The 16966-nt window shown below is 66.3% G+C and carries 13 protein-coding genes; 12 read left to right on the top strand and 1 reads right to left on the bottom strand.

The window, feature by feature from the left end:
* Window positions 1-37: 37 nt before the first annotated feature.
* From DTA15_RS28875 to DTA15_RS28840, 7 genes are all read left to right on the top strand, one after another.
* A complete protein-coding gene (locus DTA15_RS28875; protein WP_012492491.1) occupies window positions 38-1624 on the top strand; it encodes a transglycosylase SLT domain-containing protein in 1587 nt (528 codons plus the stop codon).
* Between the two features lie 155 nt (window positions 1625-1779).
* Complete coding sequence (locus DTA15_RS28870; RefSeq protein ID WP_006490602.1) at window positions 1780-2997, top strand: MFS transporter; 1218 nt, start codon at window positions 1780-1782, stop codon at window positions 2995-2997.
* 365 nt (window positions 2998-3362) lie between these two features.
* On the top strand, window positions 3363-4508 hold the full coding sequence (gene carA / locus DTA15_RS28860) for a glutamine-hydrolyzing carbamoyl-phosphate synthase small subunit (protein ID WP_006490550.1): 1146 nt from the start codon (window positions 3363-3365) through the stop codon (window positions 4506-4508).
* Window positions 4509-4544: 36 nt separating this feature from the next.
* Window positions 4545-5204 carry a leucine efflux protein LeuE gene (gene leuE, locus DTA15_RS28855; protein ID WP_006490589.1) on the top strand — a complete coding sequence of 220 codons (660 nt, stop codon included), beginning with the start codon at window positions 4545-4547 and terminating at the stop codon, window positions 5202-5204.
* Between the two features lie 49 nt (window positions 5205-5253).
* Entirely contained in the window at window positions 5254-8508 is a 3255-nt protein-coding gene (carB, locus tag DTA15_RS28850; protein WP_006490587.1) for a carbamoyl-phosphate synthase large subunit, read from the top strand.
* Between the two features lie 118 nt (window positions 8509-8626).
* On the top strand, window positions 8627-9103 hold the full coding sequence (greA, locus tag DTA15_RS28845) for a transcription elongation factor GreA (protein ID WP_006476345.1): 477 nt from the start codon (window positions 8627-8629) through the stop codon (window positions 9101-9103).
* A gap of 14 nt (window positions 9104-9117) precedes the next feature.
* Window positions 9118-9576 (top strand): DUF4149 domain-containing protein, encoded by a 459-nt coding sequence (locus tag DTA15_RS28840; protein ID WP_012492493.1) that lies wholly within the window; start codon window positions 9118-9120, stop codon window positions 9574-9576.
* A gap of 68 nt (window positions 9577-9644) precedes the next feature.
* Here the strand turns inward: DTA15_RS28840 and DTA15_RS28835 are convergent, their stop codons facing one another.
* Window positions 9645-10172 carry a YhbY family RNA-binding protein gene (locus DTA15_RS28835; RefSeq protein ID WP_006490572.1) on the bottom strand — a complete coding sequence of 176 codons (528 nt, stop codon included), beginning with the start codon at window positions 10170-10172 and terminating at the stop codon, window positions 9645-9647.
* A gap of 193 nt (window positions 10173-10365) precedes the next feature.
* On the opposite strand from DTA15_RS28835, the gene DTA15_RS28830 reads away from it, so the two are divergent.
* The 5 genes from DTA15_RS28830 to pstS all read left to right on the top strand — a co-directional run bounded on the left by DTA15_RS28830 (window position 10366) and on the right by pstS (window position 16920).
* The gene (locus tag DTA15_RS28830) at window positions 10366-11028 is read left to right on the top strand and encodes an RlmE family RNA methyltransferase (protein ID WP_006476343.1); all 663 of its coding nucleotides are present in this window, start codon (window positions 10366-10368) and stop codon (window positions 11026-11028) included.
* A 166-nt stretch (window positions 11029-11194) separates the two neighbouring features.
* Window positions 11195-13093, top strand: coding sequence for an ATP-dependent zinc metalloprotease FtsH (gene ftsH / locus DTA15_RS28825; RefSeq protein WP_006490511.1), 1899 nt, complete (start codon window positions 11195-11197; stop codon window positions 13091-13093).
* A gap of 76 nt (window positions 13094-13169) precedes the next feature.
* Window positions 13170-14063: a dihydropteroate synthase gene (gene folP / locus DTA15_RS28820; protein WP_034178407.1), complete on the top strand. Its 894-nt coding sequence runs from the start codon at window positions 13170-13172 to the stop codon at window positions 14061-14063.
* A gap of 27 nt (window positions 14064-14090) precedes the next feature.
* The gene (gene glmM / locus DTA15_RS28815) at window positions 14091-15446 is read left to right on the top strand and encodes a phosphoglucosamine mutase (RefSeq protein ID WP_006490564.1); all 1356 of its coding nucleotides are present in this window, start codon (window positions 14091-14093) and stop codon (window positions 15444-15446) included.
* 439 nt (window positions 15447-15885) lie between these two features.
* Window positions 15886-16920: a phosphate ABC transporter substrate-binding protein PstS gene (gene pstS / locus DTA15_RS28805; protein WP_006490565.1), complete on the top strand. Its 1035-nt coding sequence runs from the start codon at window positions 15886-15888 to the stop codon at window positions 16918-16920.
* Window positions 16921-16966 lie beyond the last annotated feature (46 nt).

The raw sequence follows: 16966 nt of genomic DNA, 5'->3' as shown, positions 1-16966 counted from the left end.
CGCCTGCAATTTCCAGCCGTCGGAAGCCGAGATTTTCATGCGACTTATATTGAGTGCGATGGTGGTGCTGCTACTCGCCGCTTGTGCGAGCCAGCCTCCTGTCGCCAACAACGCCGCCGATTCGCAGGCGACGTCCAACTACCTCCGTAAATCAGCCACCGCCAAAGAAACTGTCGACGTCGACAAGCAATCCGTCGGCGACCTGACCAGTGCAGACTCCGATCTCTGGGCGCGCATCCGCCGCGGCTTCCAGATGCCCGATCTGCAGAGCGATCTCGTCGACATGCAGACGACCTGGTATACGCAGCGTCCCGATTACGTGCAGCGCATGACCGAGCGCTCGCAGAAGTACCTGTATCACATCGTCGAGGAACTCGAGGCGCGTCACATGCCGACCGAGCTCGCGCTGCTGCCGTTCATCGAGTCCGCATACAACCCGCAGGCGCTGTCGGTCGCGAAGGCGGCCGGCATGTGGCAGTTCATGCCCGGCACCGGCCGCACGTACAACCTGAAGCGCAACATGTGGCAGGACGAGCGCCGCGACGTGCTCGCGTCGACGAGCGCCGCGCTCGACTACCTGTCCCGTCTGCACGACATGTTCGGCGACTGGTATCTGGCGCTGGCCGCGTACAACTGGGGCGAGGGCAACGTGCAGCGTGCGATCGCGCGCAACCAGGCGGCCGGCCTGCCGACCGACTACCAGAGCCTGCGGATGCCGAACGAGACGCGCAACTACGTGCCGAAGCTGCAGGCGGTGAAGAACATCATCGCGAGCCCGCAGCAGTACGGCCTGACGCTGCCGGATATCCCGAACCACCCGTATTTCGTGACGGTCACGACGTCGCGCGACATCGACGTGGCGGTGGCCGCGAAGCTCGCGAACCTGCCGCTCGACGAGTTCCGCTCGCTGAACCCGTCGTTCTCGAAGCCCGTGATCCTCGGCGCGACCGAGCCGCAGATCCTGCTGCCGTTCGACAACGCGTCCGCGTTCGAGAAGAACCTGAAAGCCTATAGCGGCCAGTTGTCGTCGTGGACCACCTATACGGTCAGCGAGCGTGCGCGTCCGGCTGCGATCGCCGAGAAGATCGGCGTCGACGCCGATACGCTGATGTCGGTCAACAAGATTCCGGCCGGCATGCGCCTGAAGCCGGGCTCGACGATCGTCGTGCCGCGCGGCGATGACGACGACGAGGACATCAGCGCCGACGTCGCCGAAAACGGCGCACTCGCGATGGAGCCCGACGTCCCCGATACGCGCAAGATGCTGATCCGCGTGCGTCGCAAGCAGTCGATGGCTGCGCTCGCCGGCCGCTACGGCGTGTCGGTCGGCCAGTTGAAGGCGTGGAACCGGACGCACCGCGATGTCGTGATGCCGGGGCAGGCGCTCGTGCTGCACGTGCCGGTCGGCCGTTCGGTGCCGGCGGAACCCGGTCCGGAGCGGATCGCGACGTCGACGGGCGGTGCGCACATCGAGCGCGCGAGCCTGGCGGTCGGCGGCAAGTCGCACGGCGGCAAGCGCGGCGCCGCCAAGTCGTCGGCCCGGCCGGCGGCGAAGTCGGCGAAGGCCGCTCCCGCGAAAGCCGCGCCGGCCAAGACCGCCGCGCACAAGGGCAAGAAGAAGTAAGCGCGGCTAGCGTGGCGGCCGGTCAGGCCGGCACGATTGCGCTATCATCCGACGAATTCGACGAAACGCCGTCACCGAGGTGACGGCGTTTTCGTTTGTGCGCGGCGGGCGGCGCTACGTCGCGCGTCTTCATCTTCATGGGGCAAGGGGGAGCGATGTCGTCGGTGCAGGTGAGGGTGCTCGCGCTGTTTTCGGTCGGGTATTTCGTATCGTATGTGTTCCGCGGCGTCAATCTGGGCTTCGCGCCGTTCGTCACGCACGAGCTCGGCCTGTCGGCCGCCGATCTCGGTCTCCTCACCAGCCTCTATTTCCTCGGTTTCGCGGGGGCGCAGATTCCGGCCGGCGTGATGCTCGACCACTTCGGCCCGCGCCGCGTGACGGCCGGCATGCTGCTGTTTGCGGCGGCCGGCGCGGCCGTGTTCGGCGCGGCGCACGGCATCGGCACGATGATGGTCGGCCGGCTGCTGATCGGCGTTGGCGTATCGGTGTGTCTCGGCGCGGCGTTCAAGGCGCTCGCGCAGCATTTCCCCGTCGGCCGGCTGCCGCTCGTCAACGGCCTCGTGATGGCCGTGGGCGGCCTCGGCGGCGTGATGGTCGGTTCGCCGCTGACCTGGCTGCTCGGCTGGGCGAGCTGGCGCGCGATCTGTTTCGGCCTCGCGGTGCTGACGGTGGTCGTCGCGGCATCGATCGGCTTCGGCGCGCCCGACGCGCAGCAGGCACGCCATCAGGGCGGGCTCGTCAGCCAGTTCAAGGGCACGTGGCACATCCTGAGCAGCCGCGCGTTCTGGAAGATCGCGTCGTTCTCCGTCGTCACGCAGGGCGTGTTCTATGCGATGCAGTCGCTGTGGGTCGGCCCGTATCTGCGCGATGTCGGCGGGTTCGATGCGCCGCATGCCGCGCGCCTCGTGTCGGTGCTCGGCTTCGCGATGATGGCCGGCTGCGTCGGCTTCGGCGCGACGGCGCGCGTGCTCGAGCGGCGCGGCGTGTCGGTCTACGCAACCTGCGGCATCGGCATGGCGCTGTTCGTCGCGACGCAATTCGCGATCGTCGCGCGCGTGCCGTTGCCGCCCGCCGTGCTGTGGGCCGCCTACGGAGTGTTCGGCGGCGTGGGTATCCTGACCTACGCGGTGATGGCCGGCCACTTTCCCGCTCATCTGATCGGCCGCGCGAACACGACGCTCACGCTCGTGATCTTCCTGCTGATCTTCGCGTTCCAGATCGGCGTCGGCGCCGTGCTGTCGCACTGGCCGGCGGTCGACGGCCGTTATCCGGCCGCCGCGCACTTCACCGCCTGGGGCGTGCTGCTCGCGCTGCAGCTCGCGAGCGCGGTCTGGTATGTGTGGCCCGCGCGCGGCGCTGGCCAAGCGCACTGATCCGGCGGTACGCTGACAGGCAGGGCGGCCGCGAAAACAGGGCCGCAGCACGTCGCGCCGGGCGGCAGGGCGCGGCGCGCGTACGATCGGACGGCCATATCGATTGAAGATAGGCCCATTTTCAGGCTATAATTTGAAAGTTTGTGCTGATCAACCTCGCACCCTAGCGCCTACCTCATTCATCCCGTTCATCCGCCGCACGCCGCCTGCCGGGCGATGCCGCGAAGCCTCGTGCGCCACGCGCCGGGTTCGCGTCTCGACAACGCAGGCCGCGTCCAGCTAGCGACCACGCGCGCCCACGCAGCGCGGCGCTCGCGCGGCAGGGTAAACAGGTCGGCAGCAGGGTGTTCCCCAAGGAGCCTCCCGTGTTGCCGTCTTTTTCTCCCGCCTTGCTTGCACTCGCCGACGGCACGGTCTTTCGTGGTTATTCGATCGGGGCCGAAGGCCATACGATCGGCGAAGTCGTGTTCAATACCGCGATCACCGGCTATCAGGAAATCCTGACTGATCCGAGCTACTCGCGCCAGATCGTCACGCTCACCTATCCGCATATCGGCAACGTCGGCGTCAACGCCGAGGACGTCGAAGCCACGAAAGTCCATGCCGCCGGCCTGATCATCCGCGATCTGCCGACGCTCGCATCGAACTTCCGCATGGACCGCACGCTCGGCGACTACCTGCGCGACGAAGGCGTCGTCGCGATCGCCGGCATCGATACCCGCAAGCTGACCCGCATCCTGCGCGACAAGGGCGCGCAGAACGGCTGCATCCTGACGGGCTCCGACGACGAAGCGAAGGCGATCGAGCTGGCGCGCTCGTTCCCGGGCCTCGCCGGCATGGATCTCGCGAAGGTCGTGTCGACCACCAAGCCGTTCGAGTGGAAGCAGACGGAATGGCGTCTCGAAGGCGGCTACGGCATGCAGGAAGCGCCGAAGTACCGCGTCGTCGCGTACGACTTCGGCGTCAAGTACAACATCCTGCGCATGCTGGCCGAGCGCGGCTGCCATGTGACGGTGCTGCCGGCGCAGGCGAGCGCGGAAGATGCGCTCGCGCTGAATCCGGACGGCGTGTTCCTGTCGAACGGCCCCGGCGATCCGGAGCCGTGCGATTACGCGATCGCGGCCACGAAGGCATTCATCGAGCGCGGCGTGCCGACCTTCGGCATCTGCCTCGGCCACCAGATCATGGGCCTCGCGGTCGGCGCGAAGACGCTCAAGATGAAGACGGGCCACCACGGCGCGAACCATCCGGTGAAGGACCTCGGCGACGGCCGGGTCGTGATCACGTCGCAGAACCACGGCTTCGCGGTGGACGCCGATTCGCTGCCGGCCAATGCGCGCGTGACCCACGTGTCGCTGTTCGACGGCACGCTGCAGGGTTTCGAGCTGACCGACAAGCCGGCGTTCTGCTTCCAGGGCCACCCGGAAGCGTCGCCTGGCCCGCACGACATCGGCTACCTGTTCGACCGTTTCACCGCGCTGATGGATGCGGCGAAGCAGCGCAACGCCTAAGTCACTGACGCAACCGAAGGACGGGAGATTCACATCATGTTCGGCCACGCACTCGGCATCACGGATATCTGGACCTACGTGTTCGGCGTGATCTTCATCATCCTGCTGCCGGGGCCGAACTCGATGTACGTGCTGTCGCTCGCCGCGCAGCGCGGCGTGAAGGCCGGCTATCGCGCGGCCTGCGGCGTGTTCGTCGGCGATACGGTGCTGATGGTGCTGTCCGCCGCGGGCGTCGCGTCGCTGCTGAAGGCGAACCCGCTGCTGTTCTCCGTCGTCAAGTACGGCGGCGCCGCGTACTTGCTGTACATCGGCACCGGGATGCTGCGCAGCGCGTGGAGCAAGCTGCGCGCGCGCGGCGATGCACCGGTCGATGCGCCGCAGGCGGTGGACGGCGAACGTCCGTTCCGCAAGGCGCTGATCGTGAGCCTGCTGAATCCGAAGGCGATCCTGTTCTTCATCTCGTTCTTCATCCAGTTCGTCGACCCGGCATTCCCGCATCCCGCGCTGTCGTTCGTCGTGCTCGGGGCAATCGCGCAATGCGCGAGCTTCCTGTACCTGAGCACGCTGATCTTCGCGGGCGCGCGGCTCGCCGAGCATTTCCGCCGCCGCCGCAAGCTCGCGGCAGGCGCGGCGAGCAGCGTGGGCGGCCTGTTCATCGGTTTCTCGGTGAAGCTGGCGCTCGCGACCATGAGCTGAGCGCCGCCGGCCGACCCACGACAACGATTACTTATTGAATTCACAAGCCATGCCAAAACGCACAGACATCAAGAGCATCCTCATCATCGGCGCCGGCCCGATCATCATCGGCCAGGCGTGCGAGTTCGACTATTCGGGCGCGCAGGCTTGCAAGGCGTTGCGTGAGGAGGGCTACAAGGTCGTTCTCGTCAACAGCAACCCGGCGACGATCATGACCGACCCGAACACGGCCGACGTGACCTACATCGAGCCGATCACGTGGGAAGTCGTCGCACGCATCATCGAGAAGGAGCGCCCGGACGCGATCCTGCCGACGATGGGCGGCCAGACCGCGCTGAACTGCGCGCTCGACCTGCACCACCACGGCGTGCTCGAGAAGTTCGGCGTCGAACTGATCGGCGCGTCTCCGGAAGCGATCGACAAGGCTGAAGACCGCCAGAAGTTCAAGGACGCGATGACCAAGATCGGTCTCGGCTCCGCGAAGTCGGGCATCGCGCACTCGATGGAAGAAGCGACCAAGGTGCACGCCGAGATCATGGCGGCCACCGGCGGCAGCGGCTACCCGGTCGTGATCCGTCCGTCGTTCACGCTCGGCGGCTCGGGCGGCGGCATCGCGTACAACCGCGAAGAGTTCGAGGAGATCTGCAAGCGCGGTCTCGACCTGTCGCCCACGCGCGAGCTGCTGATCGAAGAGTCGCTGCTCGGCTGGAAGGAATACGAGATGGAAGTCGTGCGCGACCGCGCCGACAACTGCATCATCGTCTGCTCGATCGAAAACCTCGACCCGATGGGCGTGCACACCGGCGACTCGATCACGGTCGCGCCGGCGCAGACGCTCACCGACAAGGAATACCAGATCCTGCGTAACGCATCGCTCGCGGTGCTGCGCGAGATCGGCGTCGACACGGGCGGCTCGAACGTGCAGTTCTCGATCAACCCGAAGGACGGCCGCATGGTCGTCATCGAGATGAACCCGCGCGTGTCGCGTTCGTCGGCGCTCGCGTCGAAGGCCACCGGCTTCCCGATCGCGAAGGTCGCCGCGAAGCTGGCGGTCGGCTACACGCTCGACGAGCTGAAGAACGAAATCACCGGCGGCCAGACGCCGGCGTCGTTCGAACCGACGATCGACTACGTCGTCACGAAGATCCCGCGTTTCGCGTTCGAGAAGTTCCGCGAAGCCGATTCGCGCCTGACCACGCAGATGAAGTCGGTCGGCGAAGTGATGGCGATCGGCCGCACGTTCCAGGAATCGTTCCAGAAGGCGCTGCGCGGCCTCGAGGTCGGGGTCGACGGCCTCGACGAGAAGTCGACCAACCGCGACGAGATCGCGATCGAGATCCACGAGCCGGGCCCGGACCGCATCTGGTACGTCGGCGATGCGTTCCGCATCGGCATGACGGCCGAGGAAATCTTCGCGGAAACCGCGATCGACCCGTGGTTCCTCGAGCAGATCGAGCAGATCATCCTGAAGGAAAAGGCGCTGTCGGGCCGCACGCTCGCGTCGCTGACGTTCGACGAGCTGCGCTACCTGAAGCAGAGCGGCTTCTCCGACCGCCGCCTCGCGAAGCTGCTCGGCGCGACGCCGGAAGACGTCCGCAAGCGTCGCGTCGAACTGAACGTGCGCCCGGTCTACAAGCGTGTCGACACGTGCGCGGCCGAGTTCGCGACGAAAACCGCCTACATGTACTCGACCTACGAGGAAGAGTGCGAGGCGCAGCCGACCACGAACAAGAAGATCATGGTGCTGGGCGGCGGCCCGAACCGGATCGGCCAGGGCATCGAGTTCGACTACTGCTGCGTGCACGCGGCGCTCGCGATGCGCGAGGACGGCTACGAAACGATCATGGTCAACTGCAACCCGGAAACCGTGTCGACCGACTACGACACGTCCGACCGCCTGTACTTCGAGCCGCTGACGCTCGAGGACGTGCTCGAGATCGTCGACAAGGAAAAGCCGGTCGGCGTGATCGTCCAGTACGGCGGCCAGACGCCGCTGAAGCTCGCGCTCGACCTCGAGGCGCACGGCGTGCCGATCGTCGGCACGTCGCCGGACATGATCGACGCGGCCGAAGACCGCGAGCGCTTCCAGAAGCTGCTGCAGGATCTCGGCCTGCGCCAGCCGCCGAACCGCACCGCCCGCGCCGAAGACGAAGCGCTCGCGCTGGCCGACGAAATCGGCTATCCGCTGGTCGTGCGCCCGTCGTACGTGCTCGGCGGCCGCGCGATGGAAATCGTCCACGAGCCGCGCGACCTCGAGCGCTACATGCGCGAGGCCGTGAAGGTGTCGAACGATTCGCCGGTGCTGCTCGACCGCTTCCTGAACGATGCGATCGAGTGCGACGTCGACTGCATCTGCGACGGCGAAGCGGTGTTCATCGGCGGCGTGATGGAGCACATCGAGCAGGCGGGCGTTCACTCGGGCGACTCGGCATGCTCGCTGCCGCCGTACTCGCTGTCGAAGGAAACCGTGGCCGAGCTGAAGCGCCAGACGGGCGCGATGGCGAAGGCGCTGAACGTGGTCGGCCTGATGAACGTGCAGTTCGCGATCCAGCAGGTGCCGCAGGCGGACGGCTCGAAGCAGGACATCATCTACGTGCTGGAAGTGAACCCGCGCGCGTCGCGCACGGTGCCGTACGTGTCGAAGGCGACCAGCCTGCCGCTCGCGAAGATCGCGGCGCGCGCGATGGTCGGCCAGAAGCTCGCGCAGCAGGGCGTGACGAAGGAAGTCGAGCCGCCGTACTTCAGCGTGAAGGAAGCGGTGTTCCCGTTCGTCAAGTTCCCGACCGTCGATCCGGTCCTCGGGCCCGAAATGCGCTCGACCGGCGAGGTGATGGGCGTCGGCCAGACGTTCGGTGAAGCGCTGTTCAAGTCGCAGCTCGCGGCCGGTTCGCGCCTGCCGGAGTCGGGCACGGTGCTGCTGACCGTGATGGACGCGGACAAGCCGAAGGCCGTCGAAGTCGCGCGCATGCTGCACGACCTCGGCTACCCGATCGTCGCGACCAAGGGGACGGCAGCCGCGATCGAAGCGGCCGGCGTGCCGGTGAAGGTCGTGAACAAGGTGAAGGACGGCCGTCCGCACATCGTCGACATGATCAAGAACGGCGAGATCGCACTCGTGTTCACGACGGTCGACGAGACGCGCCAGGCGATCGCCGATTCGCGCTCGATCCGCATGAGCGCGCAGGCGCACAAGGTCACGTACTACACGACGATGTCGGGCGCGCGCGCGGCGGTCGAAGGCCTGCGCTACCTGAAGGATCTGGAAGTCTATGATTTACAAGGTCTTCACGCTCGCCTAAACTAAGCGGTCAGTTACCTGTCGAAGCAACACGTGCCGCGATTAGGCGGTGTTTCCAGTGCATCGGAAGCGCGCTTAATCGCGGTGATTTTTTTTATAGCCGTTTTTAGCGATTGAGCCGTTTATGAGCACCATTCCGTTGACAAAGCGTGGCGCGGAGCAACTGCGCGATGAATTGCAGCGCCTCAAGTCCGTCGAGCGGCCGGCCGTGATCAACGCGATCGCGGAGGCCCGCGCACAGGGCGATCTGTCCGAAAACGCCGAATACGACGCAGCGAAGGAAAAGCAGGGCTTTATCGAGGGCCGCATCGCGGAACTCGAATCCAAGCTGTCCGCCGCGCAAATCATCGATCCCACGGTGCTCGACGCCGATGGCCGCGTGGTGTTCGCCGCGACGGTCGAACTCGAGGATCTCGAGTCGGGCGACACCGTCAAGTACCAGATCGTCGGCGACGACGAAGCCGATATCGATCACGGCCTGATCTCGGTCAGCTCGCCGATCGCGCGTGCGCTGATCGGCAAGTCCGAAGGCGACGTCGCGGCCGTGCAGGCGCCGAGCGGCGTGCGCGAGTACGAAATCATCTCGGTCAGCTACATCTGAAGCGGGGCGACGTGATGCCGCATCGCGTGTTCCGTCTGCTGTCGGCCGTGTGGGTCGGCAGCCTGCTGACGATCGGGTATGCGGTCGCGCCCGTATTGTTCAAGACGCTGGAGCGGATGACGGCCGGTTCGGTCGCCGCCCAGCTGTTCCGTATCGAGGCGATCCTCGGCGTCGTGTGCGGCGTCCTGTTGCTCGCGCTGTCGAATCAGCAGGTGCGGCGCGGCAGCAGCGAGTATCGCCGCGTGCGCTGGATCGTCGGCGCGATGGTCGTATGCGTGCTGGTCGGGTATTTTGCGCTGCAGCCGTTCATGAACGCGCTGCGCGTGGCCGCGATGGATGCGGGCACCGATATCGCGAATTCGCCGTATGCGAGCCGCTTCGGGATGCTGCACGGCGTCTCGAGCGTGTTCTATCTCGTCGAAAGCGTGCTGGGGCTGATGCTGATCTGGCGTCTGCCGGCGCGCGACGCCTGAACGCCCGTCGCTGCGCGTTGCGCAACGACGGGGCAGGGCGGCACGGCAATCCGTGCCGCACCGGCGCGTTACTTGTCTTGGAACGGCCGCTTGGTGCTGGCCTGGCGCTTTTTCGCGCGCTTCACGGTACCGCCTGCCGTCACGCGTTCGTTGCCGCGCACCGTGACCTTGACCGGCCGCGGACGGCGCACGGGGCTCGCGTTCGGCGACACCTTGACGACCTTGACGGTGCGCGGCGCACGGCCTTTCTTGTCGTCCGCGGCTTCTGCCGCGCTCGGCAGCGCACCGGCACGACGGCCGCGGGCCGGCGCCGCAACCGCGGCCTCGGGCTTCCAGATCACCAGCAGCTTGCCGATGTGTTGAATCGGCGCCGCGTTCAGGCGGTCGCAGATCTCGTCGTAGATCGCGATGCGCGTGTCGCGCTCGTCGCCGAACACGCGGATCTTGATCAGCTGGTGCGCATCGAGGTGCACCTTGATTTCCTTCAGCACGGCGTCGGTCAGCCCTTCGGCGCCGATCAGCACGACGGGCTTGAGCGCATGGGCCTGGGAGCGCAGCGCGGAGCGCTCGGCGGGAGAAAGCGAAAGGGCGGGCATGGAAATGTCGAAATCTAAATAAGGGCGCGCTGGCTGAAAAGCGATCGCGGGACGTTACCGCGTCAGCCGTGCGCCGAAACCACGTAAAATCGCGGCTTGGGCCTGAAAAGGGGCCGCAGCCGCGCGAAGAAGACGCGTATTATCCGCTAAAAGCGCGGCTTCACGAAGCAATTGGCAGCAATCTCTCTCTCGAATGGCAAAAAACCGCTTCAACCAGCACTGGCTGCACGACCACATCAACGACCCGTACGTCAAAATGGCGCAGCGGGAGGGCTATCGCGCGCGCGCCGCGTACAAGCTGAAGGAAATCGACGAGCAGGACAAGCTGATCCGTCCGGGCCAGGTGATCGTCGATCTCGGCGCCACGCCGGGCAGCTGGAGCCAGTATGCCCGCAACAAGCTCGCGCAGGGCAAGAAGCGCGACGCGGAGCGCGAAGGCGGCATCGACGGCACGATCGTTGCGCTCGACATCCTGCCGATGGAGCCGATCGCCGACGTCCACTTCCTGCAGGGCGATTTCCGCGAGGACGACGTCCTTCACCAGCTCGAAGAAGTGCTCGAAGGCCGCGCGGTGGACCTTGTTATTTCCGACATGGCCCCCAACCTCTCTGGCGTGGCCTCGGCGGACGCGGCGCGCATCGAGCATCTCTGCGATCTGGCGCTCGAATTCGCGCAGAACCATCTGAAGCCGGACGGTGCGCTGCTCGTGAAGTGCTTTCACGGCAGCGGCTACAGCCAGATCGTCGAGAAATTCAAACAGCAGTTTAAGGTTGTCGCGCCGCGCAAGCCCAAGGCATCCCGCGACAAATCGTCCGAAACGTTCATTTTGGGTCGGCAGCTGAAGCATCCGCGCTGATGCGGAGTGCGGTGCCGCAAACGGGCTCCGGCCCTTGCCAGACAAGCGAAGCGCTATCGCCCCGGTTGTCAATGCTTATGGCGGGGGTGGTCGGACTGGATTAGAATGACCGAGGGGCGCCGCAAGGAAAATGTAGGCGCTCGTCTACGAGTGAAGGAGTGGTGCTTTGAACAACAATATGTTTTCGAAGGCAGCGGTGTGGCTGGTGATCGCACTGGTGCTGTTTACGGTGTTCAAGCAGTTCGACAAGCCCCGCGTCCAGGAAGGCGTGTCCTATTCGCAGTTCATGGACGACGCCAAGAACGGCAAGGTCAAGAACGTCATCGTTCAGGGGCGCAACCTCACCGTCACTCCGGCTGATGGCCAGAAATACCAGATCGTGTCGCCCGGCGACATCTGGATGGTCGGCGATCTGATGAAGTACGGCGTGCAGGTCAGCGGCAAGGCTGACGACGAGCCGAACGCGCTGATGTCCGCGCTGTACTACCTCGGGCCGACGATCCTGATCATCGTGTTCTGGTTCTACATGATGAGGCAGATGCAGGGGGGCGGCAAAGGCGGCGCATTCTCGTTCGGGAAATCGCGTGCGCGGCTGATCGACGAAAACAACAACGCGGTGAACTTCTCCGACGTCGCGGGCTGCGACGAAGCGAAGGAAGAAGTGTCCGAGCTCGTCGACTTCCTGCGCGATCCGCAGAAATTCCAGAAACTGGGCGGTCGCATTCCGCGCGGCGTGCTGCTGGTCGGCCCTCCGGGTACCGGCAAGACGCTGCTTGCCCGCGCGATCGCGGGTGAAGCGAAGGTGCCGTTCTTCAGCATCTCGGGTTCGGACTTCGTCGAAATGTTCGTCGGTGTCGGCGCGGCCCGTGTGCGCGACATGTTCGAGCAGGCGAAGAAGCATGCGCCGTGCATCGTGTTCATCGACGAAATCGACGCGGTCGGCCGTCATCGCGGCGCCGGCATGGGCGGCGGCAACGACGAGCGCGAGCAGACGCTGAACCAGATGCTCGTCGAGATGGACGGCTTCGAGGCGAATTCCGGCGTGATCGTGATCGCCGCCACCAACCGTTCCGACGTGCTCGACAAGGCGCTGCTGCGTCCGGGCCGTTTCGACCGCCAGGTCTATGTCGGCCTGCCGGATATCCGCGGTCGCGAGCAAATCATGCGCGTGCACCTGCGCAAGGTGCCGATCGCGAACGACGTCGACGCGGCAGTCATCGCACGCGGCACGCCGGGCTTCTCGGGCGCCGATCTCGCGAACCTCGTGAACGAGGCCGCGCTGTTCGCCGCACGTCGTGGCAAGCGCATCGTCGAGATGCAGGACTTCGAGGACGCGAAGGACAAGATCTTCATGGGTCCGGAGCGCAAGTCGGCCGTGATCCGCGAGGAAGCGAAGCGCGCAACCGCCTATCACGAGTCGGGCCACGCGGTGATCGCGAAGCTGCTGCCGAAGGCCGACCCGGTGCACAAGGTCACGATCATCCCGCGCGGTCGCGCGCTGGGCGTCACGTGGCAGTTGCCGGAGCATGACAACGAGACGTATTCGAAGGATTACCTGCTGGACCGCCTCGCGATCCTGTTCGGTGGCCGGGTGGCCGAAGAGCTGTTCATGAACCTGGTCAGCACCGGCGCATCGGACGACTTCAACAAGGCCACGCAGACGGCGCGTGCAATGGTCGCCCGGTTCGGCATGACCGACGCGCTCGGGCCGATGGTCTATGTCGACGACGAGAACGATGCGTCGCCGTTTGGCCGGGGCTTCACGCGCACGATCTCGGAAGCGACGCAGCAGAAGGTCGACTCGGAAATCCGCCGCGTGCTCGACGAACAGTACGGCCTCGCGCGCCGCCTGCTCGAAGAGAACCGCGACAAGGTCGAAGCGATGACGGCCGCACTGATGGAGTGGGAGACGATCGACGCCGATCAGATCAACGACATCATGGAAGGCCGTCCGCCGCGCTCGCCGAAGAGTTCGCCGGCTGTCGGCGGCGATTCGTCGGGCGGCGGCAGCAGCGCCGAGGTGAAACCCGGCAACGCGCCGGCGCCGGCCACGCCGGCGGCATAATCTCCGCTTTAACGCCGTTCACGGGCTGGTGTGGCTTCACACCGGCCCGTTTTGCATTCATCCACATCCGTTGCTCGTGTCCGACTCCGCAGTGTCCCCGTTCCTTCCCGCGCCGCTCCAGTGCGGCCGCTTCGAACTGACGTTCGAACGCCCGCTCGTGATGGGCATCCTCAACGCCACGCCCGATTCGTTCTCCGACGGCGGCCGCTTCCTCGCGCGCGACGATGCGCTGCGCCGGGCCGAGCGGATGATTGCCGAAGGCGCCGACCTGCTCGATATCGGCGGCGAATCGACGCGCCCCGGTGCGCCGCCCGTGCCGCTCGACGAAGAGCTCGCGCGCGTGATCCCGCTCGTGGAGGCGCTGCGGCCGCTGAACGTGCCGCTGTCGATCGATACCTACAAGCCGGCCGTGATGCGCGCGGCGCTGGCCGCCGGCGCGGACCTGATCAACGACATCTGGGGGTTCCGCCAACCGGGCGCGATCGACGCGGTGCGCGACGGCAACAGCGGCCTGTGCGCGATGCACATGCTCGGCGAGCCGCAGACGATGCAGGTTGGCGAGCCCGACTACGGCGACGTCGTGACCGACGTGCGCGATTTTCTCGCCGCGCGCGCGCAGGCGTTGCGCGACGCCGGCGTGGCGGCGGAGCGCATCTGCGTCGATCCCGGCTTCGGGTTCGGCAAGGCGGTCGTCGACGACAACTATGCGCTGCTGGCCGCGTTGCCGGACACGGCGCCCGCGCGGCCCGACGGGCGCGCTTATCCGATTCTCGCGGGCATGTCGCGCAAGTCGATGCTCGGCGCGGTGATCGGCGGCAAGCCGCCGCTCGAGCGCGTCGCGGCGAGCGTGGCGGCCGCGTTGTGCGCTGTCGAGCGTGGCGCCGCGATCGTGCGCGTGCACGATGTCGCGGCGACGGTCGATGCACTCAGCGTCTGGAACGCCGTGCGCGCAGCCGCGCGGCAACGATAAGTCAGAAAACGAAGGAGGAAGGACCCCATGGGACGTCGATATTTCGGCACGGACGGTATTCGCGGCACGGTGGGCGACGCGCCCATCACGCCGGATTTCGTATTGCGTCTCGGTTATGCGGCCGGCAAGGTACTGGCCGGCTCGGCCGACGTCGCGGCAGGCTCGCGTCCGACCGTGCTGATCGGCAAGGACACGCGCGTGTCGGGCTACATGCTCGAAGCCGCGCTCGAGGCCGGCTTCTCGGCAGCCGGCGTCGACGTGATGCTGGCCGGCCCGATGCCGACGCCCGGCGTCGCGTACCTGACGCGTGCGCTGCGCCTGTCGGCCGGTGTCGTGATCAGCGCGTCGCACAACCCGTATCACGACAACGGGATCAAGTTTTTCTCGGCTGACGGCAACAAGCTGCCCGACGACACCGAAGCCGCGATCGAAGCGTGGCTCGAGAAGCCGCTCGAATGCGCGGCATCCGACGGGCTCGGCAAGGCGCGCCGCCTCGACGACGCAGCCGGCCGCTACATCGAATTCTGCAAGAGCACGTTCCCGGCCGCGTTCAACCTGCGCGGACTGAAGCTCGTGATCGATTGCGCGCACGGCGCCGCGTACCAGATCGCGCCGCACGTGTTCCACGAACTCGGCGCGGACGTCATTCCGATCGGCGTCGCGCCGAACGGCTTCAACATCAACGACGGCGTCGGCGCGACCGCGCCCGACGCGCTGGTGCGCGCGGTGCGGGCGAACCACGCCGATCTCGGCATCGCGCTCGACGGCGACGCCGATCGCCTGCAGGTCGTCGACGCGGCCGGCCGCCTGTACAACGGTGACGAGCTGCTCTACGTGCTGGTGAAGGACCGGATCGTCACCGACGGCAAGGTCGAAGGCGCGGTCGGCACGCTGATGACCAACCTCGCCGTCGAAGTCGCGCTGCAGCGCGAGGGCGTGAAGTTCGTCCGTGCGGCGGTTGGCGACCGCTACGTGCTCGAGCAGTTGCGCGAGCATGGCTGGCAGCTCGGCGCGGAAGGGTCGGGCCACATCCTGTCGCTCGACCGGCATTCGACCGGCGACGGCATCGTGTCGGCGCTGCTGGTGCTGGCCGCGCTGAAGCGCAGCGGCCGTACGCTCGCGCAGATGCTCGACGGCGTCACGCTGTTCCCGCAGAAGCTGATCAACGTGCGGATGAAACCGGGCGCCGACTGGAAGGGCAGCGCGTCGATTCGCGCGGCGATCGACGCAGCCGAAGCCGCGCTTGCCGGCAGCGGCCGCGTGCTGATCCGCGCATCGGGCACGGAGCCCGTGCTGCGCGTGATGGTCGAGGCGCAGCAGGCGGCCGACGCGGTGCGCCATGCGGAGACGATCGCCGACGCGGTGCGGGCGGCGACGACCTGACCGGGACAGGGCGCGCGGCGGCCCGGCCGCTTGCGCGCCAGTTTTCGGTGAATGTGCATGCGGCGCCCTCGGGCGCTGCGGTTTTGTCGGACGCAAAGGTTTGCGACACCTAATAGAAGGGTCCTTCGCCAAACATTCTTCCGATCCATTCAGGCATCCGACCCCGGAATCACGCCTGCCGCCGAACCGGGCTTCCCGTCCGGCCGACCCTGCGCTACGATGCGCGCGCACGCCCTTGAAAACGGGCGTTCACCCCGCCCCTCCGAGGCAGGCAATTCTTGCCGCCAGCGCCGCTGCGGCGCCCCGACGCGCCACCCGATACTCCCTTTCAACCAGTCATGTTACTGTCACGCCAGTTTCATCGATTGTCACATTACCGTCATGAGCAGCCCCTAACCTTCGCGGTGCCGTAGTCATCCGCTCACACACTGGAGGTCTCATGAAATTGATGCAAACCGCGATTGCCGGCCTGGCTGGCGCGCTTTTCGCCGTCGCCGCCCACGCTGCCGACATCACGGGCGCAGGCAGCACGTTCGCGATGCCGATCTATACGAAATGGGCCGCGGACTACCAGCAGTCCGGCGGTTCGAAGGTCAACTACCAGGGCATCGGCTCGTCGGGCGGCCTGAAGCAGATCGTCGCGAAGACGGTCGATTTTGCCGGTTCGGACGCACCGCTGAAGGATGAAGAGCTCGCGAAGGAAGGCCTGTTCCAGTTCCCGACGGTGGTCGGCGGCGTGGTGCCGGTCGTCAACGTGCCGGGCGTGAAGGCCGGCGAACTGACGCTGTCGGGCCCGGTGCTCGGCGACATCTACCTCGGCAAGATCAAGAAGTGGAACGACCCGGCGATCGCCGCGCTGAACCCGAAGGTCAAGCTGCCGGATACGGACATCGCCGTGGTCCGCCGCGCTGACGGTTCGGGCACGAGCTTCATCTGGACGAACTACCTGTCGAAGGTCAACGACGAGTGGAAGTCGAAGATCGGCGAAGGCACGACGGTCAACTGGCCGACGGGCACGGGCGGCAAGGGCAACGACGGCGTCGCGGCCTTCGTGCAGCGTCTGCCGGGCGCGATCGGCTACGTCGAGTGGGCGTACGCGAAGAAGAACAACATGACCTACACGGCCCTGAAGAATTCGACGGGCACGGTGGTCGAGCCGAAGACGGAAACGTTCAAGGCCGCGGCAGCCGGCGCGAACTGGTCGAAGTCGTTCTACCAGATCCTGACGAACCAGCCGGGCAAGGAAGCATGGCCGGTCGTCGGCGCGACGTTCGTGCTGCTGCACGCGAAGCAGGACAAGCCGGAGCAGGGCGCGGAAACGCTGAAGTTCTTCAGCTGGGCGTTCAAGAACGGCGAGAAGGCTGCCGACAGCCTCGACTACATCTCGCTGCCGGCGACGGTCGAGACGGAAATCCGCAAGCAGTGGAAGACGAAGGTGACGGACGCTTCGGGCAAGCCGGTCGCCGCCGAGTAAGCCATCCAGCGGTTCGCTGCCCGGCCGTGCCGGTCGGGCAGTGTGT

This window comes from Burkholderia cenocepacia (assembly GCF_900446215.1).
GTDB lineage: Bacteria > Pseudomonadota > Gammaproteobacteria > Burkholderiales > Burkholderiaceae > Burkholderia > Burkholderia cenocepacia.
This window is presented reverse-complemented; position numbering and strand designations above follow the sequence as displayed.